General features: G+C 44.5%; 19 protein-coding genes. 7 read left to right on the top strand and 12 right to left on the bottom strand.

The features are described 5' to 3' along the window. Positions 1-15 precede the first annotated feature (15 nt). On the top strand, positions 16-2,037 hold the full coding sequence (mrdA, locus tag L990_RS09310; RefSeq protein ID WP_081981661.1) for a penicillin-binding protein 2: 2,022 nt from the start codon (positions 16-18) through the stop codon (positions 2,035-2,037). Beyond that, positions 2,024-3,439 carry a rod shape-determining protein RodA gene (gene rodA, locus L990_RS09315; protein ID WP_047447979.1) on the top strand — a complete coding sequence of 472 codons (1,416 nt, stop codon included), beginning with the start codon at positions 2,024-2,026 and terminating at the stop codon, positions 3,437-3,439. The genes mrdA and rodA overlap by 14 nt, the downstream gene beginning before the upstream one ends. Here rodA and L990_RS09320 read toward each other — a convergent pair. After that, positions 3,402-4,037: an ACP phosphodiesterase gene (locus tag L990_RS09320; protein WP_052180880.1), complete on the bottom strand. Its 636-nt coding sequence runs from the start codon at positions 4,035-4,037 to the stop codon at positions 3,402-3,404. The genes rodA and L990_RS09320 overlap by 38 nt on opposite strands. Before the next feature lie 119 nt (positions 4,038-4,156). Then, complete coding sequence (locus tag L990_RS09325) at positions 4,157-4,726, bottom strand: acyltransferase (protein ID WP_047447981.1); 570 nt, start codon at positions 4,724-4,726, stop codon at positions 4,157-4,159. Between the two features lie 667 nt (positions 4,727-5,393). On the opposite strand from L990_RS09325, the gene L990_RS09330 reads away from it, so the two are divergent. From L990_RS09330 to L990_RS09340, 3 genes are all read left to right on the top strand, one after another. Further along, entirely contained in the window at positions 5,394-6,368 is a 975-nt protein-coding gene (locus L990_RS09330) for a hypothetical protein (RefSeq protein ID WP_156121479.1), read from the top strand. A gap of 802 nt (positions 6,369-7,170) precedes the next feature. After that, positions 7,171-8,523, top strand: coding sequence for a cyclic 2,3-diphosphoglycerate synthase (locus L990_RS09335; RefSeq protein ID WP_047447985.1), 1,353 nt, complete (start codon positions 7,171-7,173; stop codon positions 8,521-8,523). A gap of 211 nt (positions 8,524-8,734) precedes the next feature. After that, positions 8,735-9,304: a hypothetical protein gene (locus L990_RS09340; protein ID WP_047447987.1), complete on the top strand. Its 570-nt coding sequence runs from the start codon at positions 8,735-8,737 to the stop codon at positions 9,302-9,304. 204 nt (positions 9,305-9,508) lie between these two features. Here the strand turns inward: L990_RS09340 and L990_RS20515 are convergent, their stop codons facing one another. From L990_RS20515 to L990_RS09355, 4 genes are read right to left on the bottom strand one after another with little or no spacing between them, the layout of a single operon-like run. Further along, positions 9,509-9,631 (bottom strand): hypothetical protein, encoded by a 123-nt coding sequence (locus L990_RS20515; protein WP_262480646.1) that lies wholly within the window; start codon positions 9,629-9,631, stop codon positions 9,509-9,511. 11 nt (positions 9,632-9,642) lie between these two features. Further along, positions 9,643-10,794 (bottom strand): cytochrome d ubiquinol oxidase subunit II, encoded by a 1,152-nt coding sequence (gene cydB / locus L990_RS09345; protein ID WP_047447990.1) that lies wholly within the window; start codon positions 10,792-10,794, stop codon positions 9,643-9,645. Between the two features lies 1 nt (position 10,795). After that, complete coding sequence (locus L990_RS09350; RefSeq protein ID WP_047447992.1) at positions 10,796-12,355, bottom strand: cytochrome ubiquinol oxidase subunit I; 1,560 nt, start codon at positions 12,353-12,355, stop codon at positions 10,796-10,798. Between the two features lie 7 nt (positions 12,356-12,362). Next, on the bottom strand, positions 12,363-12,596 hold the full coding sequence (locus tag L990_RS09355) for a DUF4492 domain-containing protein (protein ID WP_047447995.1): 234 nt from the start codon (positions 12,594-12,596) through the stop codon (positions 12,363-12,365). 344 nt (positions 12,597-12,940) lie between these two features. Between L990_RS09355 and L990_RS09360 the strand changes: the two genes are divergently transcribed. Both L990_RS09360 and L990_RS09365 read left to right on the top strand, forming a co-directional pair. Next, entirely contained in the window at positions 12,941-13,609 is a 669-nt protein-coding gene (locus tag L990_RS09360) for a phosphoadenylyl-sulfate reductase (protein ID WP_047447997.1), read from the top strand. Beyond that, on the top strand, positions 13,606-14,487 hold the full coding sequence (locus L990_RS09365) for an NAD-dependent epimerase/dehydratase family protein (protein ID WP_047447999.1): 882 nt from the start codon (positions 13,606-13,608) through the stop codon (positions 14,485-14,487). The genes L990_RS09360 and L990_RS09365 overlap by 4 nt, the downstream gene beginning before the upstream one ends. A gap of 9 nt (positions 14,488-14,496) precedes the next feature. On the opposite strand, the gene L990_RS09370 is transcribed toward L990_RS09365, so the two are convergent. From L990_RS09370 to rsfS, 6 genes are all read right to left on the bottom strand, one after another. Beyond that, a complete protein-coding gene (locus tag L990_RS09370) occupies positions 14,497-14,820 on the bottom strand; it encodes a gliding motility-associated C-terminal domain-containing protein (RefSeq protein WP_047448001.1) in 324 nt (107 codons plus the stop codon). Positions 14,821-14,838: 18 nt separating this feature from the next. After that, positions 14,839-15,939, bottom strand: coding sequence for an AI-2E family transporter (locus L990_RS09375; RefSeq protein WP_047448003.1), 1,101 nt, complete (start codon positions 15,937-15,939; stop codon positions 14,839-14,841). Between the two features lie 109 nt (positions 15,940-16,048). Further along, positions 16,049-16,699 (bottom strand): phosphatidylserine decarboxylase family protein, encoded by a 651-nt coding sequence (locus L990_RS09380; RefSeq protein ID WP_047448005.1) that lies wholly within the window; start codon positions 16,697-16,699, stop codon positions 16,049-16,051. A gap of 9 nt (positions 16,700-16,708) precedes the next feature. Further along, complete coding sequence (locus tag L990_RS09385; protein WP_047448007.1) at positions 16,709-17,587, bottom strand: phosphatidate cytidylyltransferase; 879 nt, start codon at positions 17,585-17,587, stop codon at positions 16,709-16,711. Between the two features lie 93 nt (positions 17,588-17,680). Continuing rightward, positions 17,681-19,696, bottom strand: a complete 2,016-nt coding sequence (ftsH, locus tag L990_RS09390) for an ATP-dependent zinc metalloprotease FtsH (RefSeq protein WP_052180893.1) — start codon at positions 19,694-19,696, stop codon at positions 17,681-17,683. Between the two features lie 85 nt (positions 19,697-19,781). Beyond that, positions 19,782-20,159, bottom strand: coding sequence for a ribosome silencing factor (gene rsfS / locus L990_RS09395; protein WP_052180881.1), 378 nt, complete (start codon positions 20,157-20,159; stop codon positions 19,782-19,784). Positions 20,160-20,251 lie beyond the last annotated feature (92 nt).

Consider the following 20,251-nt stretch of genomic DNA (forward strand, 5'->3'; position numbering starts at 1 on the left):
AGGAGAGGTTATAGAATGATAGGTGGAAGCTTCAATAGGAAGTATGTTATTGGCATGATGATTACCGTAGTTTCACTGGCAATCATCTTGCGTCTTTTTTATATTCAAGTTGTCGATCCGTCCTACAAGGTTACCGCCTCCAATAACGTGCTGCGTTATATCACCCAGTATCCATCGCGCGGTTTGATTTACGACCGTAAAGGGGAGCTGCTGGTATGCAACGAGGCAGCCTACGATTTGATGGTAATTCCGCAGCAGCTAAAAAGTTTCGATACGCTGGAGCTTAGCCGCATTATTGCAATGCCAATAGACCAGATCAGAACAACTATAAAGGCGGCAAAGAAGGATTCCTACTACCGCCCTTACGTTTTTGCCAAGCAGGTATCTGCATTTACCTATGCAACCTTGCAGGAACGGCTTTACAAATTTCCCGGATTCTTCGTTCAACCACGTACGTTGCGTACCTACCCGCTTCGCATGGCCGGCAATCTGCTCGGTTATGTTGGCGAAGTAAACGACGCTATCATCCAAAAGGATTCCTACTACAAAATGGGAGACTACATTGGCGTATCGGGGCTAGAGAAGGGGTACGAGGAGGTTTTGAGAGGAAGAAAAGGCGTTACCATTTCGTTGGTTGACGTGCACAATAGGATTAAAGGATCGTACCAGAACGGGCGTTTTGATACGCTTGCCATACTGGGAAAAAATTTGGTAGCTTCGATTGATGCGCAGCTACAGAATTACGGCGAAAAGCTGATGAAGGATAAGGTGGGGAGCATTATTGCCATCGAACCTTCGACTGGGGAGATTTTGGCAATGGTGTCGAGTCCGGATTACGACCCAACCGACTTAACAGGACGAAATAGAAGGAAAAACTGGGCTAGATTGGCACTCGATCCGCTAAACCCAATGTTTAACAGGGCAACGCAGGCGATGTATCCTCCCGGATCGACCTTTAAGCTGCTTAATGCGCTAATTGGTTTGCAGGAGGGGATTATTGACGAGAATACCAGCTGGGGTTGCGGCGGCGGTTTTGCCTACGGAGGCCGGGTGCTTAAGTGCCACGCCCACTACTCGCCCGTAAATGTGCTAGGGTCGATACAGGTTTCGTGCAACACCTTTTATGCACGCGAGTTTGTAACCATGATTAACCATCCCAAATACGGTTCGTCGCACCACGCGTACGAGGTTTGGACGAAGTACCTAAACGAATTTGGTTTGGGACGCCATCTCAATTCCGACATGAAGTTCGAAAAGACGGGGATTGTACCAAGTGCGGGCTACTTCGACAAGCTGCACAAGGGAAGATGGAACGGATATACCATCGTTTCGATGGGGATTGGACAGGGAGAGCTTGGGGTTACGCTGCTACAGCTTGCCAACATGACATCAATAATAGCCAACCGAGGCTACTACTATATCCCTCACGTAGTAAAAGGAATTGAGGGGCACGAAATTGATAAGCGATTTAAGGAAAAGCATTACGTGAGCATCGACCAGTCGCACTTTAACACCGTAGTGCAGGGTATGCGCATGTCGGCTACGGGCGGAACATCCCGAATAGCAGACATCCCCGGCTTAGAGGTTTGCGGAAAGACTGGAACGGCTCAAAATCCAACCGGAACGAAAAAAGACCACTCGGTGTTTGTTGGGTTTGCCCCCATGAACAACCCGAAGATTGCCATTGCCGTTTACGTGGAGAACGCAGGGTTTGGAGCCACCTACGCGGCGCCAATTGCCAGCTTGATGATGGAAAAATACCTGAAGGATAGCGTTTCTCGACCTGCATTGGAGGAGAGAGTTACGGCATTGAACTTGGCAAACGATATCAGGGCGGTATTTGCAGCCCAAAAGGCAAAGTACGACGCCAAGATGAAGGCCCGCAAGGAGCGTGAAGACTCGATAAAGCGTGCTCAGTCTCAAAAAAATCAGTTCATTCGTCCTGTAAAACAGGAGGTGGCACCTCAAAAGAGGCAAATATTCCCCGGTGTAAAGCGAAATCCAACTCCAAAAGTAGTGAGCGGTGAGAAAAAATAATACAATAACAGGAAAGCTCGATTGGACGACCATATTTATCTACCTATTCCTCGTATTTTTTGGATGGTTGAATATTTATGCGGCTGTTTACAACGAGGAGCATGCAAGCATATTCGATGTTACGCAGAAGTATGGCGTTCAGATGATCTGGATTGGTGCCGCATTCGTTATTGCGCTTGTGATAATGCTGCTGGATACGCGGCTTTTTTACGCCTTCTCCGAAATTTTTTATGGATTTACCATATTACTCCTGCTGCTGGTGCTAGTATTGGGAAAGGAGGTTAACGGGCAGCGCGCTTGGTTCGAGTTGGGAAGCTTAAAGATTCAGCCGGCCGAGTTTGCCAAGGTGGCAACCGTGCTGTTGCTCTCGCGGGTGATGAGCGCGCACAATTTTGTGCTCAATACGCTTGGCGGATACCTAAAAGTGGCTGCCGTATTGCTACCTCCTGCCGCATTAATCATGCTTCAGCCCGATACAGGATCGACGCTTGTTTATGGAGCGCTTATTATCCTACTATATAAGGAAGGAATGCCCGGATGGGTGCTGGCCGTTACCATTTCGACCGCCGCTCTGTTCATATTTTCGCTGCTGTTTGATAAGGTTTACATAGTAATTGCCTTAACGGTTGGAGCGTTGATGTTTTCGGGCTACGTGTACCGTCGGAACGGCGTTGCGGCGTCTATTGCGCTGGCTATTGCGGCCTTATCGGCGGGCACATACTTTATTGCAGAGGCATTGGGCTACCCAATAGAGCTGTACTATGCCATTGCAGGCTGGTCGGTGCTGGCCGCATTGGTAATGCTGGTGCTTAGCTTTACGCGCCACATCAAGCGCCTTTGGCTGGTTATCGTTATTGTAATAGGCTCGATAGGGGTAAACTACTCGGTTGACCTTGTTTTTCATAAGGTGCTAGCTCTTCACCAGCAGAAGCGTATTAACGATCTGCTCGGAATAGAAAGCGATCCGTTGGGATGGGGTTACAACGTGAACCAAAGTAAAATCGCCATCGGTTCGGGAGGTTTAATTGGCAAAGGATTCCTTCAGGGAACGCAAACCAAGTACAACTTTGTGCCCGAACAGAGCACCGACTTCATCTTCTGCACAATTGGCGAGGAGTGGGGCTTTGTAGGATCGCTGGTTATTGTTGGATTGTTTACGCTGCTATTATTTCGCATAATGCTTATTGCCGACAGGCAAAGGGAGCCCTTTGCACGGATATTTGGCTACGGCGTACTCGCGATATTCTTCTTCCACTTTGCCGTAAACGTGAGCATGACCATCGGATTGGCGCCCGTAATTGGGATTCCGTTGCCGTTTATTAGCTACGGAGGTTCGTCGTTATGGTCGTTTACGATGTTGCTCTTTATTCTTCTGAAATTTGACTCTTCGCGATTTGAGTAGCCGCCAGCTCATTTATTGGTAGCGCATACTTCTTATTAAGATATACGGACAGATCGCCCAGCAGCTGGTAAAAGTGTTGGGCGATTTCCTTTTCATGGCTTTTCAGCACCATTATTGCCTGCTGATGGTTGTCCGGAAGCGACGTATAGGTGGACATGATGGAAAGCGCCTTTTCGATACCTTTAAGATTGGAGTACGAGTAGAGCCGATTGCTCTGTATCATGAATGGCAGGAACTCCTTAACCGGTGTAGGCAGCACCCGGAAGTTTTTTATGAGGATCTTGTAAAAGTTTCGGGTAAAGCGGCGAAGCGGGGTAGGGTGCCAGTCGTTCCAATTCTTGGTAAGTATATGATCAAAGGCCATATCCACAATAACACCGGCATATCGGCCATAATCTTTGCGGAAAAGCTCGCGCGTAGCCAAGAAGGCGGGGTGAGCATCCATCGTGGCGTCGATATCGCGGTGGATGAGGATGCCTTTTTGCACCTCGTCGGGGTACGATTCGTGCTTTCGGCCCTTTACATAGTCGCCAATAAAGTTGCCAATGGCAAGCTTCTCATTTTCGCCCGAGAGGTAGATGTGTCCAACAAAATTCATGGCCTATTTTTAGGTATCGAAACGGAAAAAGTGGCGAAAGGTTTAAAGGCAGCCGGTACGGGCGTGCTGTTTTGGCCTGCTGGCGTAAAATCAGCAGGCACCGGGATAAAATTTCTCCCCTAATCGAGGGCTGCACGTAGCTTCTGCTCCCAATCGAGGACGTTTCGGCTTCGTTCCTTGAGCCTTTTGGCTGGCGTTCCGGAGTAAATGAAAAATTCGTCGCAATCGCGGTTAACTAAGCTCATGGCGCCTACTGCGCAGCCCGCACCAAGGGTAACACCAGGAAGAATGATGGAGTTGGAACCCACAATAACGTGCTTGCAAAGCGTAACGTCGGCATGTTTTACGTTGGTGTACTCCGACGAAACGGTTGGGTTGGTTAAAAAGTTGCCCGAATAGTCGTCGTTGCTCGAGTAAATGGCCACCCGCGACGAGATGCCCGAAAAATCTTCGAAGGTAACCTTTCCCTCGCCCATGATGGAGGAGTAAACGGCAATGTGCACGTAATCGCCAATCTCGATGCCGCCTTTACCCGCCGAAAGGACGCAAAAATCGTCGATGCGCACGTTATTTCCGATGGAGATTCTCGAAATACCGTAGAGGCTTGCCTTTCTGCTTAGCTGCACGTTGTTTCCAACCGACTTAAAGCCCAATTCTGCCAGCTCTTCTGCACTGTAAAATGATGTCATGGTAGCTACTATGTATTGCGTTAACTTTTTTTGTAAAGTTAGCGTATTGCATCGAAAAAAGGAGAATTTTATGGCGTTAAATATTACGTGGTTACGCCTACAACCTGCTAATATTGGGCTACGAATGCGAAATTTTAGATAACGAGCTATCTGGTTGAGCCGTATGTAGCGTTGGGGTGGAGGTTAGAGACTCTACAATGACTATAAATGAGGTTGGTGTGTTGTAATGTGTTGAAAAACAATAGTTAGTGTGCTATTTTGAACTTGCTGGTAAAAAATAAATGATACGAGTGTATAAGTAAATGGATGAAGTGAATATATAAACGGTATAGCTGCTCGAGTAAATATAAAAGAAGCATAAAGAGGAGAGCCAGTATAGAATATTAATGAGCAGGTGCATAAAATAAATGGTTTGATATTATAAATAAGTGAGGCAGGTGAATATATAAATGAGCAGGGTGAGCGAATAAATAGGTACTATGTGTAAAGAGATGAAGAAAAAAGGGATATAATCAAACAAAATGAGATAGTCGGAAGTTACTAGTAGTAAGTAATTCGAGCAAAAGGCCTTGGTATTAACGGCAACTGATGCAGAAACGAGGACGCGAAGCTAATACTTGCAGTAAGGGCAATGCTCGGAAGTAGGAATCCTAAAAAAGGGGAGCTTATGAAACGAAGAATGAGGACAACCTTAGACCTTTGTAAGCGGGTAGTAGCCATTGCAACGTACGATGCAAAAATTGCCAGCAATCCAGGTGTTAGGCTTTCGGTGGGGCGTATAGAAATGCTGCTAGGCACAACAGATAGCGCACAACCCTACCTTGCAGGCAGCAAGCACTGTTTTACCGCGCAGCGGCGGGCGCTGCGAAGCGAGCTGCTCGGAGAACTTTTTCTTTTCGGTACCCATCTTAAGTCGTACGCGCTTCAAATTTCGGATAAAAAGATGCAGGGGGTGGCGCATATGACAAAAACATCGCTGCTTAAGCTTCGCGACGACAAGCTGCTGGAAAAAAGCAGCAGCATTAGGGCTTTGGCAGCGCAGCATATGGAGGCGCTAAAGGAGCAGGGCATAACCGATGCCGACGTGGAGCGCCTTACCAGTGCCGCCGATAATATATCGAGGTGCTTTGCCGAAAAAAGAGAGCACAACACTAGCTTCGGGTTGGGGCGGCAGTTTTCCGTAACCTTAATACAGCAATTAAAGGAGGAACTACGGCTGTTAGATGTCCACATGCTGGCCGCCAAGGCAAACAATGAGGCCGTTTACCAGGAGTATGCCGCCATCCGATCCCAGATGCGCCATCAAAAGCGGGGCGGGCTAAGCCTCCGAATGAAGGTGGTCGACAGCCAGATGCAAAACCCCTTAAGCAACGCAAGCATTCAAATTTTCAAGGACGAGAAGGGGCTACTTTTTGATAACCTAAAGGCCGGAAACGCTGAGGTTGATCTTGCCGAAGCGTTAGCGTACAAAAAAGTAACCACGCCTAACGGTCTTGCCTACTGCCGAACGATGGAAGATGGCAGCTATACCGCGCTGGTATCGATGTTTGGCTACAATCCGGAGGCGGTGCGGATTTTTATCAACCAAAACAACACGTTTGTGCTGCAAGTGGAGCTGCAGCGCAGTAGCATAGTTAGCTAGCGGTAAGCTATGGCTTGTAGGGCTGCAGGTAGTTGTAAAAAATGGTGATGCACGAGCAAGTTTTGTGAGCTGCGTACTGGTAATGGCTCTTGTATGCTCTATTTACGGCTACTGGGAGCAGCTTGTGGGCGTCTTCCTCTTCGGTATACGCCTAAACTGACATATTGGCATGTGCTTGTAGTAGATTTTAGCTTAGGTTTTATGCCGTGGTGCGGCAATTGGATAGGACAAATTGTCCGAGCTGTTTTTCGCTGCCTGCTGTTGAGCTGGCATGGGGTGCGGGCACTTTAGAATCATCGTTATCATATAAAAAATACTACTCGTAGCCCATCGTGGATTAAGGCGGAGGGTAAGCAATGGGCACGCAGCAGCTATATCCTGCAGCGCGGTATTAAAAATTGGTCACCCAGCCGCTGTTTTGGGCGTATTGCGGTAGGTTGGCCGTAGCAGGCGCTGCTGCAGCTTCCATGCAGGCGGCAGCATGGGGCGCGCTCATCAAATCAAAAGCAACATCAAGGGCGTATATGTATTGATAAGCTAAAGTAGTTAGTACATATTACGTATTATGAAAACAGGCGTATACGTATTTTACGGGTGTTTTTATGTTTTCTTTTATTCGATACTAAGCATGGTAATCAGCCGATAGCTTTAAGACTACATCGAACATATTTGGATCGACATCGTATGGTGAAAAAAAATATGAGGGGTTTGATTAAAAAATGTGCGTTAAAATATTGGTGTTTGGTTAACAATTTTTACATTTAGGAATCTTTTTAAAACATATTGTAAGGAGGATAAAACCATGACTAAAAGAAATGTTATTATTATCGGTGCCGCCGGTAGAGACTTTCACAACTTTAACACCTTTTTTCGGGATAATGAGCAGTACAATGTAGTTGCATTTACCGCTGCTCAGATTCCCGATATCGATGGAAGAGTTTACCCCTCAGAGCTAGCAGGAAAACTTTATCCCGCAGGTATTCCAATTCATCAGGAGCAGGATCTTCCTAAGCTCATCAAGGAGCTAAAAGCTGACGATTGCGTTTTCTCTTACAGCGATGTAACCTACAATAAGGTTATGGGAATGAGCGCGCTTGTTAATGCCAATGGCGCCAACTTCATGCTACTCGGACCAAAGGAAACAATGATTAAAAGTACGAAGCCTGTGGTTGCCGTTGTTGCTACCCGTACCGGATGCGGCAAGTCTCAAACATCGCGTAAGGTGGTAGAGTATTTAATGGCAAAGGGATTGAAGGTTGTGGCCGTTCGTCACCCAATGCCTTACGGCAATCTTGTAGAGCAAAAGGTGCAACGCTTTGCAACGGTTGAAGATCTTAAAAAACATAAGTGTACGGTAGAAGAAATGGAGGAGTACGAGCCTCACGTAGTTAGAGGAAACGTAATTTATGCAGGCGTAGACTATGAAGCTATCCTCCGGGCAGCAGAAAACGATCCAGATGGCTGCGACGTTATCCTTTGGGATGGTGGAAATAACGACTTCGCCTTCTACAAGCCAGACCTAACTATTACCGTGGCCGACCCACACCGTCCCGGCAACGAGCTAAGCTACTATCCAGGCGAGGTAAACCTTCGCATGGCCGAGGTAGTTGTTATCAATAAGATGGATTCTGCCTCGCCAGAGGGAATTCAAACCGTACGCGAGAGCATCCGTAAAGTAAATCCCAACGCAATTGTTGTAGATGCCGCATCGCCAATTCAGGTAGACAACCCAGAGCTAATCAGAGGCAAGCGCTGCCTAATCGTAGAGGATGGTCCAACATTAACCCACGGGGAGATGAAAATTGGAGCCGGAACCGTTGCCGCACGCAAGTTTGGCGCTTCGGAAGAGGTGGATGCACGTCCATATATCGTTGGAAAGCTTAAGGAAACTTACGCAATCTATCCAAATATTGGCGCGATACTTCCAGCAATGGGTTACAGCGAGCAGCAGCTCAAGGATTTGGAAGAAACAATCAACAATACAAACTGCGACACTGTAATAATAGGTACGCCGATTGATTTACAGCGTATCATAAACATTAAGAAGCCTTGTACACGCGTTTACTACGATTTGGCTGAAATAGGCAAGCCAGATTTGAGTGGTGTACTAAGCCAATTTGTTACCGAGCGAGTAAACAAAAAGGTGATGGCTTAGTGCGTTAGGTTAATAGGGCGAGGCACCGAGAAATCGGTGCCTTTTTTACGACAAACGGCTTAGCATGGGCTACAACGGGTAAATTTTTCGCAACAAATGGCTTTGCAAAGCCACAAATGTCGAAATATACTGCATTGATGGGCTTTGCGAAGGCATAAAGGGTTTTTGAGTTACCTCTTTTTTTATATTTTTATGCAAAACTTGTTAAGGGATGAAACGCACTATTAACCTATACCTATTCTTCCTACTTCTGCTCTCGGGGGTAGGCGTTCAGGCACAAGATTCGTTAAGTATTTCGCCACCTAAAAGGCTAACATCTGATATGATTGCCTTTATTTGGGGAGATACCGTGCGTGTAAACATTCGTAAGGTAGATAAGGAGTATGTAACCTACTCGTTAGAGGGAGAAAGATATCGACAAAAGACACAAAAGACTAATATCACCTCGCTTTTCTACAAAGATGGGCGGGTGGAGAAGTATCCAAACCAAGTTTTTAAAAGAAAATTGAGTGAAGGCGCTTCGAAAATCAAGGTTACGAACTCGGATGAGGATGTGCAGATTTATCGGGAGATAGCAGAGGTGGAGGGACGCTATGTTGGGTACGAAAGCTTTACCTACACCAACTCTTTTTTAGAACGAATGGCAATTGATAACCTAAAGGAGATTGCGTTTAAGAATGATCCGGCTGTGCGGGTGCTGCTAATCAAAAAGGTAAGCATAACTAGAGGATATGGCGAGGGACCGTCGGCCGTGGTAACGGCAGTGGCCTACACCCGATAGCTAGAGAGGCAGCTGCAAAGGGAACAAAGCATCAGAAAAACGAAGTAGGAAACAAAAATACTCGAAGAAGTATGGCCGCACGCCTAATGCGGTGCAAGGATATTTAAAAGGCCCATAGAGTTTGCTCTATGGGCCTTTCTGTTTTTACTATACGTATGCTGTAATACGTGATGTCGGATTCAGGGATTGCTTCTCCCGTGGTGTTTACTTCGCCTTGTCGGCAGGGTTTTTCTCGAACTTATGTATGGCCAGCTCGCTTAGCTTGTAGCTTAGGTATATCATTACCGGCCAGCTTAAGAACCAAAGAATTTCGCTTAGATATTCCATCGCATTAATTGTTAGTAGGTGTGAGTTTCATCTTTCATCTCCTGAGCGGTAATCTGCTTCCTGTTCATGGCGCGCCAAGCATACCAAATGTAGGCAAGTACAAAAGGAACAAGAATGGAGACAATGCTCATGGCCTTAAGCGTGTATGGGCTCGAAGAGCTGTTTACTAAAGTAAGAGAACTTTGTAAATCGGCCTGCGAAGGGTAGTAAGCGGTGTTGTTGTAGCCAATGCTGAGCAGAAGTGCCAGCACGGTAAGTACGGTTCCTAGTCCTGCAAACCAGATTCCCTTAGTATTTTTTTGAGCGATTATGGTTGAGATGATGCCCCATAGTACCAAAACTACGCCAACTAGCAGAATAACCAGCAAGATTGGCATCTGAATGAAGTTAAGGAAGTACTTGTATGGCTCCATGTATACAACTTGGGTGTCGGGGTTAACCGCAAAGCCCTTGCTTAGGAAAATGGCAGCAAGGAAGCCCAAGAAAGTAAGTACAAATGGAATGGCATTGATAAGAACCTGCTTTTTGGAGCGCTCGAAGATGGTTTTATGATCGATGCTGTTGATTAGGTACAGCGCACCCAACGTACGAGCAAGGAAGAATACCGCCAAACCAAGAAGAACGTTACGGTAATCGGCCACGGCTTCTAGCCCATGCCAAGCGTTGGCCCAACGCGAGATGGTTGGGGCTCCAATATTAGCAAGGTTCATCTTATCTACAAAGAAGTTGCCTCCCGTAAATAGGGTTGCCACGGCAGCACCAAGCAGAATGGTTCCGAAGAATCCGTTAAGGAATAAAAATGCCTCGTAGGTTTTTTCGCCAAGGAAGTTGCCCGGTTTTTTTCTGTACTCGTACGAAACCGCTTGGATAACGAAGAAGAAAAGAATGGCCATCCATACCCAGTAGGCGCCACCAAAGCTGGTGGAGTAGAAAAGAGGGAAGGAGGCAAAGAAGGCACCACCAAAGGTAACCAGAGTGGTAAAGGTAAATTCCCACTTCCGACCAAGGGAGTTAACAATCATGGTCTTTTCCTCGTCAGTCTTACCAATTCGGAACATGAGCGTTTGGCCTCCCTGTACAAATAGAAGGAAAACCAAGATGCTTCCTAGAAGCGATACAATGAACCACCAGTATTGCTGTAAAAATGTATATGTAATTTCCATATTAATGTCCTCCTTCTGGTCCTTTTTTGATTTGCTTTAGCATGATGCGAATTTCGGCCACAAGCAGTAACGTGAAAATGGCTGCAAATAGCGAGAAGGTGATCATTACCGAGCTGGCATCGATGCGAGAAACAGCGGCAACGGTAGGCATGATATCTTGGATAACCCAAGGCTGGCGTCCAACCTCAGCAACGATCCATCCAGACTGCGAAGCGATAAATGCGAGCAGGATGCTCCATGGACCAACCCACAAAAACCATTTTTGCTTGGTGATGGTATCCTTAAGTGCGAAGATAAGCGCAAGCAGGAAGAATAGGATGAAGAAAAATCCTAACGCAACCATTATATGGAAGGTGTAGAAGGTTAGCGGAACATGGGGGACTATTTCTTTTGGATTGTTTAGGTAGCCATACCCAAAGTTCTTGAAATTATCCGACAGGATCTTCTTTTCTACGGCCGCTTGCGTAGTATCACCAGCCTTAACTGCTTTACGATAGTTGCCAAAAGCTGTAATTGCGGCCTTACCGCTGGCAATTTTCTCTTCGGTTGATTGCGCAATGACGCTATTGCCTTCGGTATTGGTGTGCATGTAGCCACCTTTAATAATATCGTTGATGCCAGGAACGTAGGCGCTCGAATTTCCGAAGCTTAAGATTGAAAGGGCGCTAGGAATCTCAACTTTAAACAGGAATGGATCTTTATTATCGCCAACCTGCTTGCTGTGATCTAGAATTCCGAATGCAACAAGACCAGCATTTGCTTTACCATCGTAAAGACCTTCCATTGCAGCAAGCTTCATGGGTTGTTTATCGGCTACTTGCTTTGCCGAACCATCGCCTGTTAGCGCAATAAACACCGAAGTGATTAATCCAAACACGGCGGCAACAACAATACTCTTCTTGGCAAATACAATATCCCTTTTCTTTAGAAGATACCAGCAGCTGATGCCAATAACAAAGGCGGCGGCGGTTACATATCCCGAAGAAATGGTGTGTAAAAACTTATTCATGGCAACGGGCGAGAAGAGCACGTCCCAGAAGTTGGCCATTTCATTTCGCGCGGTGTCTGGGTTAAAAGTCATACCTGCAGGATACTGCATCCAGGCGTTGGCAACCAAAATCCAGAGTGCCGAAAGGTTTGCGCCGATGGCCGTAAGCCAGCTCGATACGAGGTGGGTCTTCTTCCCAACCTTATTCCATCCAAAAAACATGATGGCAATAAAGGTCGACTCCATGAAGAAGGCCATAATTCCTTCGATGGCAAGCGGTGCTCCGAAGATGTCTCCCACAAACCAGGAGTAGTTAGACCAGTTTGTGCCAAACTCAAATTCGAGGATAATGCCGGTTGCAACTCCAATGGCGAAGTTGATGCCAAAAAGAGTCATCCAAAATTTGGTTGTCTTTTTCCAAAATTCATCACCAGTCTTTACGTAGAAAGTTTCCATTATGGCAACCAAAAACGATAATCCTAAGGTGAGAGGTACAAATATCCAATGGTACATAGCAGTAAGAGCAAATTGCGCTCTCGACCAATCTACCAATGATACGTCGATGTTCTCCATAGTTCTTCTATTTTTTAGGTGTCGTAAGCTGTTCAATTACATACTCGCTGCGCTCTTTGTCGCTGCGGAAATTCTTTTTCAAGATGTTCGGAAAGAAAAAAATCTTCATAACAGCAAACATTATGAAGAGCTTAAGCAAAATTATAGCCCAAAGCGTCTTTCCCAACTGCATATTCCTAAATCCATCGTAGTAGAACCTGAATATTCTCATCAGCACGTTGCCTCTACTTGATGATTCCATACAATTTGTGTGTTAATTAGTGTTAGACTAAAATAACACTTAATTGGGATGTTTGTTTTATGAAGGAATAAATTTTTGTATAAAAATTTTCGGATGCAAAAGGGAGTAGGGGACGGGCTAAATATTTAGCGGAGAATTCGTAAAGCATTTCGCAGGCTGGCGAATGAAAAAGTTTCTCTAGATTGGATCTAAACAATAGTAGCGTCTTCTTTTTTCTTAACAACAAATGGCTGTAAAAGGGAGGCTTGTAAGCCTTCGCGAGCCACTGCTGCTATCGCTAGCCGCAGATCGACAAAATTTAAGATGTTAAATTTGTCGTATCTTTGAACCTCGAACGATTTTTTATGACGATTGATAAAATAGAGCGCACGATTCGCGAATTTTCGGAGGCGGGAAAGAAGATGTTTGCAACATCATCATTTCAGACGCACAGCATTCCGTTGTTGCATATCATTAGCCAAATAGATAGTACGATTCCGGTTTACTTTATTAATACAGGCTTCCTGTTTGCAGAGACGGTTGCTTATAAAAATGAGATTGCGGATAGGTTGCAACTGAATATTCTGGATACAACGCCAGTTGTGACGAAAGCAGAGCAGAAGGATCGTATGGGAAGGTTCTTCTTTGCCAGCGATCCGGATCATTGCTGCTTTTTGAACAAGGTGCAGCCGCTGGAACCGGTGATTGCTAAGCACGATGTTTGGATAAATGGGGTGCGAGCCGATCAAACCGACGTACGGAAGTCGTTTAAGGATATAGAGCAGGTACGGAGCAACTTTGTACGCTTTCATCCAATGCTAGATTGGACGAAGCAGGATATTTATAGGTACATAAGGGAGAATAATCTGCCACGCCATCCGCTGGATATGTTGGGTTACTCGAGTATTGGATGTGAACCCTGCACGCATAAGCCTCGTTTTGATGATGACGAGCGGAATTCGAGATGGTTTGGGTTAAAGAAGACGGAGTGTGGGCTTAATACCACTTTAATAAACAAGGAGGAAAGTAGGTGAAGGTAGTAATTACAGGCGCAGCAGGTTTTGTTGGCTCATTGCTTGTTGTGGAGCTGGCAAAAAATAGAAATGTACACGAGGTTGTAGCCTACGATAATCTTTCGAGCGGCTCTTTCGACTATTTATTTTCATCCTTCGAAGGAAAAAGCAAAGTTAGAGTTGTTTTGGGGGATATTTTGGATGGTCGGAGCTTAGATGCTGCTTGTTTAGGGGCAGATGTGGTTGTGCATTCGGCAAATATAAAGCTGGCAGCCGACCCTCATCAGTTCGATCAGGTAAACTGCTGGGGAACTGCCGAGGTTGTTGCTGCTTTTGAACGCAGTAAGGCTTCGAAGCTGCTAATGGTAAGTAGCATTGCAATATTTGGAACGGTAAACAATGCGGATGATCTTAAGCCAAACCCAGCGTCGCCCTACGAGTGGTCGTTGCTAAGAGCGGAAGAGCATGTGATGCGATTGGTTAAGCAGGAAAGGGCCGTAATCCTACGACTTGGCGATTTGTGTGGAGTTGTTCCTTCGCGGATGGCCTCATCGCGCATAAACTCGTTGGTGTTTAGGGCTGCAATTGGCGATAAGCTGGATATTTTTGGAAGTGGCGATGCTGTAGTAAATATTACCGACGCAGAATCGGTAGCTGCTGAAGTAAATTGCTTTTTGGAAGGAAAACTGAAAAGTGGAGCGTACAATCTAGTTGACTACACGCTGTCGTCGTTGGAGTTGGTAGATTCTATTAGAAACGAATACCCTGAGTTGGAGGTGATATTTGTTAGCCATCACTACGATTCGAAAGGAATACCAGTGGCAAAGTCGGGAGAGTTGTGTAGCTCTTCTGGTGAAATATCAGCCGCTATAAAAAAAATAAAGAAAGCCCTTTTGTAGGGCTTTCTTTTATTTATCAGAAACGATGTAGATTATTCCGTCTTTTGATTTTCCTGTGTTATCTTTAAGAACGAAGGTGTACATTCCTGCTGCTAGCTTATTCCCATCGGTAGTTTCTCCATTCCATTCGAAGGGTGTTTTTTCAAACTTCTCCTCAAAAACAGGGCTGCCACTTTTACTGAAAACATTTAGGGTAAATGGAGCTGTTCCATTTGTAATCGCGAAACTGTAGTTGTCAGAAGGTTTTGTAATCGTAACTGTTAAATCAGATTTTTCCTCTTTAGAGCATGCAAACATAGCAATGCTTAATAGTATGAATAGCAGCTTTTTCATTGTTCTCTTTTTAGGTTGTTAAATGTTTTCTGTAAGCTTCTGGACGACCCTAAAGTTATTGAAAAATTCTTTTGCAAAAACACGCAATACCGTATATGTCGGAATGGCAAGGAGCATTCCCAAAACACCAGCAATGCTTCCCGCAATAAGAATTACAATAAAAATTTCGAGCGGATGCGCGTGTACGCTGTTAGAGTATATAAGCGGTTGGAAGACGATGTTGTCGATAAGGTGGACGATTGAGAAAACAATGGCAATGTAGATGATATGGTGTACCATCTCGGCCATTGTAAATACATCGATGTTGGTGGTAATAACGAGGAATATCCCAACAAAGGTTCCTATAAGAGGACCAATGTAGGGAACAACATTGAGTACTCCTGCGATTAATCCAATAACCAACCCTTGGCTCATCGGAACGCCAATAATTCTTAATCCTAGCGTAACGAGAATCATTATTAAAAACGATTCTGTTACAATTCCAATAAAGTAGCGCATCAGCAGCTGCGATACGGCATTTAGGGCACGAGTTACATTTTCCTCGTACTTGGTGGGGAAAACAAGAATAACTCCCTCGAAAAATAGGCTTTCGTCTTTAAGGAAAAAGAAGGTGATGAAGGATATGGAGAAAATGGCTATAAAAACGCTACCAACAAACCCTGTAAATCCGCTAAAAATGCTCGAAATGGAGCCAATGCTTACTACCGATTTAACCTGATCGGTTAGTGATTGCTCTAGATTCAAGTTTTTTGCATCGGGAAGGTATCTGGCAAGTCCGTCTTGGAAACTTTTTAAAGTTGGCTGGAACTCCTCGATAAGTGAGGAGACATCCAAATTCGATAGCTTGTTGGCTTCTTCGACAAGAAGGGGAATGAACGTTTTAAAAAAGATGACGACAACGAGCCATATTAGCGCGAGGGTTGCTCCTGCACAAAGCCATTTAGGAATTTTGAATTTCCCGAGCTTAATCTTCATTAGTAAGTTTACGAGCGGCTTTCCAATGATGGATAGGACTGCAGCAATAAGTACGTAGGCAACAATTGCTTTAAAGTACCAAAGTAAAAAGATGATGATAGATGCTACGGCAGCAATTAGGATATACCTCGCAAGTTTATTCATCGTGAGTAGTTTTGTACAAATATACGAATTAACCGTCTAAGGAGCTAACTATTTCAGGGAGCATAAAAAAAGGGAGATTGCTCTCCCTTACTTTTTATGCGTTTAAACGTTACTTCAACTTTGCAATAACCGTTTGGCCGCCTGTTGTCTTTTGGTTTAACTCTACGTTTATTTCAGTCCCAATGGGGAAGAAAAGATCGACACGTGAGCCAAATTTGATGAAGCCCATTTGTTGGTTTTGCTCAATCTTTTCGCCCTCTTTTGCATAACAAACGATGCGGCGAGCAAGAAATCCAGCAATCTGACGGAGAAGGATCTGCGACTTGCCGTTGTTTAGCACGACGGTTGTTCTTTCATTCTCGGTAGATGATTTAGGATGCCAAGCAACCAAAAACTTGCCATGGTGATGTCTGAAGTAATCAACAACACCTTTGATGGGATACCAGTTGATGTGCACATTCCAAACGGACATGAAAATCGAAACCTGTATTCTTTCATCCTTGAAGTATTCGCCCTCAAAAGTCTTCTCAATAACAACAACCGTTCCGTCAGCAGGAGCATACACAACGCCATCATCGGTTAGTTGTGGACGGTTTGGGAAGCGGAAGAAGCGAAGTAAAAATAGGTATAGCAGAGAAAAAACTACTATTCCCGCTCCGTATACGTAGATAGGAGTAAAAAAGTAGAGCAGAACCAAGGCCACGACTACTAAAATTAGCGTCTTAAGCAGCATTGAATGTCCCTCTTTGTGAATGCGCATATACTACGGCTATAATTGGTTAAACATAAACATAAGATAAACAAACGCGGCGGGTGCAGCTAATAAAATTGCATCAAATCGATCGAGCATTCCACCATGTCCTGGGATAATGTTACCAGAATCTTTAATGCCTAAACTTCTTTTAAGCATAGATTCTACCAAATCTCCAAGGTCTGCAAATATAGAAACAACTACGCCAAGTCCAACCCATACTTGCAAAGTTAATCCAGAAAAGCCTAATTTTCCAAGTGGCGCAACGTGAGGGTATAAGTAGAATAGCGCTACGCTCATTCCAGCCGTAAAAACAATTCCTCCAATAATTCCTTCCCAGGTCTTTTTGGGCGAAATTCGTTCGAAAAATTTGTGTTTACCAATGGCCATCCCTGTAAGGTAGGCGAAGGTATCGTTGGTCCAAACTAGAATAAAAAGCGCTAGTATGTAGTAGTAGTCAAAAATAACGCCATCTAAGTTGGAGAACTGAAGGAAAACCAAAAAATTAAGAATGGAAAAGGGGATTGCAATATAGAATACCCCCAGCAGAGTCATCGCAACGTTGGTAAAGGGGTTGGATTTATTTCTAAATAGTTCGGAAATAAATATCCCAATGTAAATAAGAAGCGGGAAGGCTAGGTATACCACATCCTGATACCCTCCGAATGCAAATACGAAGAAGGAGATGAAGGTCCCAAGGCCTGCGATTAGTCCCAATGAAAAGTTGGGTGCAACGCCACTCTTCTTTACTATATTGAAAAATTCATTGAGCGTTAACCCAATGATTATAAGCATGAGAAGAAGGTAAGTTTCGTACCCTATTATTATTCCTGAAACCAAAATTGCTACAAAAACAGCCCCACTTAGGGTTCTTGTTGTAAGGTTGTTAATTTTCAAAACGGTTAACTATTATTTTGCTGTTCAACATTATCTTTCTAAAGGTAAAGAACGAAAAGAGGTGATATGGCTAAAGCCATATCACCAGTTATGTTACTCTTCTTTTGATTCTTCTACACTTGAAGTTCCTTCTGCTAACTCTGCAGGCTTGCTTTCTTCTGCAGGCTTTACGCTTAGGATTTCTTTGGCTCCTTTTCTTTTGCCAAAGATGTTTTCGAGGTCTTCGCTAAATATTACCTCTTTTTCAAGAAGGAGTTCGGCAAGTTTATTCAAGCCTTCTCTATTTTGTTCTAGAACCTCTTTTGCCTTGACATAAGCAACTTCTATAATGTGCTTTGCTTCGGAATCTATGAGCTCTGCGGTTTTTTCGCTATATGGCTTTGCTAAGGCGTATTCATTTTGTCCCGACGAGTCGTAGAAGCTGATGTTGCCTAGTTCCTTGTTCATTCCGTAGTAGGTAACCATTGCGTATGCTTGTTTGGTTACTCTTTCAAGGTCGTTAAGGGCACCTGTTGATATTTTTCCAAATACGATCTCTTCAGAAGCTCTACCTCCTAAGGTGGCCGACAGTTCGTCCATTATTTGCTCGGTCGTGGTAATTTGTCGCTCTTCTGGTAAGTACCATGCAGCACCCAAAGCACGTCCTCGAGGAACAATGGTTACCTTGAGAAGAGGGTTGGCATATTCTAGAAGCCAAGATACCGTTGCATGGCCTGCTTCGTGGTAGGCGATGGTTTTTTTCTCATCCTGAGAAATTATCTTGTTCTTTTTTTCGAGTCCTCCGATGATGCGATCAACGGCATCGAGAAAGTCTTGTTTGTCTACCTGCGCCTTGTTTTTGCGAGCTGCAATTAACGCTGCCTCATTGCATACGTTGGCGATATCTGCACCTGAAAATCCAGGCGTTTGCTTTGCTAGAAAGCTGGTGTCTAATTTGGCATCGAGCTTTAGCGGGCGAAGGTGTACCTTAAAAATCTCCTCGCGCCCATTAAGATCTGGGAGTTCTACGTAGATCTGCCTGTCAAAACGACCTGCACGAAGTAGCGCCCTGTCTAAAATATCTGCACGGTTAGTTGCAGCAAGGATAATTACACCGACATTTGTGCCAAAACCATCCATTTCAGTTAGAAGTTGATTTAGCGTATTCTCGCGCTCATCATTTCCTGAAAAGTTGGCATTTTTACCTCTAGCACGTCCAATCGCATCAATTTCGTCAATAAAAACGATACATGGAGCCTTTTCCTTTGCTTGCTTAAACAGATCGCGAACACGTGACGCTCCTACACCTACGAACATTTCCACAAAGTCGGAACCCGAAAGAGAGAAGAATGGTACGTTTGCCTCGCCAGCAACTGCTTTAGCCAGCAATGTTTTTCCTGTACCAGGAGGTCCTACAAGCAGAGCTCCTTTAGGAATCTTTCCTCCCAGTTCGGTATACTTTTGAGGGTTCTTTAGGAAATCGACAATTTCCATGATTTCAACTTTCGCTTCATCTAGGCCAGCAACATCGTTGAAATTAACTCTTACATGGTTTTCTTTATCAAAAAGTTGTGCTCTCGATTTTCCTACGCTGAAGATGTTTCCACCACCACCGCCAGCACCCTTGGACATGCGTCTGAAAAGGAAAATCCATACCAGAACAATTAATCCAACGTACAGGAGGATAGAAATGACATCGCCAGTCCAGTTTTTACTGTTGTCGAATGTTATGGTAACTTGCTTATCAGCTGGTAATGTTTTTTGGTACTCGTCCAAACTCTTTTGGAACTCGTCTGGAGATCCAATTGAGAAGTAGAATTGCGGGCCTGCTTTTGAGGGCGACTTGTAGGAATTTGTGGATTCAAAGTCCTTTTTGTAGTTGGCAATTCGATCTTTTTTTAGGTAAACATCAACTCTACGCTGATTGCTAACGATTACCATTTTTTCGACATCGCCTTTGGCGAGCATCTGGATTTTTACTTTTTGAAAGTTGGTTTCTATTGGACCACCTCCGCTGTAAAATAGGTTTAGCCCAACAAATGCTAGCGCAATTATGGCGTAAATCCAGTAAATACTAAATTTAGGACGAGGTAGCTTGCTGTTACCTCCCGATTTGCTGTTGTTACTCATGTTGTCTTTGTCATCGGTGTCAAAAAACGCCTTGAATCTACCAAATATGGGTAGTAAAGCCGTGGTCTCTTTTTCTATTGTTTTCCTAGTTTTGTTCATAGCTTACCCTTTTGGCATCTGCCCAAAGCTCTTCTAGTTTATAAAAATCTCGCTGTTCGGTCTGGAAAACGTGAAGAACGACATCTCCGTAATCCAGCAATACCCATAAGCAATTTTCGTACCCTTCGCTATGCCATGGTGTTTCTCCAAGTTTTTCGAACACTTTGTCATGAACTCCGTCGGCAATTGCGCCAACTTGTGTTGTAGAGTTGGCATTGCAAACAATGAAATACTGGCAAACTGCATTTTCCAACTCTTTTAGATCAAGGCAGACAATAGAATCTGCCTTTTTGTCATCTGCGGCTTCTATGATAGCATTCACTAAATCGCGGGTAGTGTGATTGGCTATAGGGCTTTTTACCATTAAACAACCTTCTTATTTATTTTAACTTACAAATGTACTGATTTATAATTTAAAAATGCCTGAGGGCATCGTACTATACCCCCATTAATCGA

Origin of the sequence: Alistipes sp. ZOR0009, assembly GCF_000798815.1 — a bacterium.
GTDB lineage: Bacteria > Bacteroidota > Bacteroidia > Bacteroidales > ZOR0009 > Acetobacteroides.

Bases quoted from the DNA above. Each gene is read 5' to 3' on its own strand.
- L990_RS09335 (WP_047447985.1), top strand. From the start codon at position 7,171: ATGACTAAAAGAAATGTTATTATTATCGGTGCCGCCGGTAGAGACTTT.
- L990_RS20515 (WP_262480646.1), bottom strand. From the start codon at position 9,631: ATGGAATATCTAAGCGAAATTCTTTGGTTCTTAAGCTGGCCGGTAATG.
- L990_RS09355 (WP_047447995.1), bottom strand. From the start codon at position 12,596: ATGGAATCATCAAGTAGAGGCAACGTGCTGATGAGAATATTCAGGTTC.
- L990_RS09375 (WP_047448003.1), bottom strand. From the start codon at position 15,939: ATGAATAAACTTGCGAGGTATATCCTAATTGCTGCCGTAGCATCTATC.
- L990_RS09325 (WP_047447981.1), bottom strand. From the start codon at position 4,726: ATGACATCATTTTACAGTGCAGAAGAGCTGGCAGAATTGGGCTTTAAG.
- L990_RS09380 (WP_047448005.1), bottom strand. From the start codon at position 16,699: ATGCGCATTCACAAAGAGGGACATTCAATGCTGCTTAAGACGCTAATT.
- L990_RS09320 (WP_052180880.1), bottom strand. From the start codon at position 4,037: ATGAATTTTGTTGGACACATCTACCTCTCGGGCGAAAATGAGAAGCTT.
- ftsH (WP_052180893.1), bottom strand. From the start codon at position 19,696: ATGAGTAACAACAGCAAATCGGGAGGTAACAGCAAGCTACCTCGTCCT.
- L990_RS09370 (WP_047448001.1), bottom strand. From the start codon at position 14,820: ATGAAAAAGCTGCTATTCATACTATTAAGCATTGCTATGTTTGCATGC.
- rsfS (WP_052180881.1), bottom strand. From the start codon at position 20,159: ATGGTAAAAAGCCCTATAGCCAATCACACTACCCGCGATTTAGTGAAT.
- L990_RS09360 (WP_047447997.1), top strand. From the start codon at position 12,941: ATGACGATTGATAAAATAGAGCGCACGATTCGCGAATTTTCGGAGGCG.
- L990_RS09330 (WP_156121479.1), top strand. From the start codon at position 5,394: ATGAAACGAAGAATGAGGACAACCTTAGACCTTTGTAAGCGGGTAGTA.
- mrdA (WP_081981661.1), top strand. From the start codon at position 16: ATGATAGGTGGAAGCTTCAATAGGAAGTATGTTATTGGCATGATGATT.
- L990_RS09350 (WP_047447992.1), bottom strand. From the start codon at position 12,355: ATGGAGAACATCGACGTATCATTGGTAGATTGGTCGAGAGCGCAATTT.
- L990_RS09340 (WP_047447987.1), top strand. From the start codon at position 8,735: ATGAAACGCACTATTAACCTATACCTATTCTTCCTACTTCTGCTCTCG.
- cydB (WP_047447990.1), bottom strand. From the start codon at position 10,794: ATGGAAATTACATATACATTTTTACAGCAATACTGGTGGTTCATTGTA.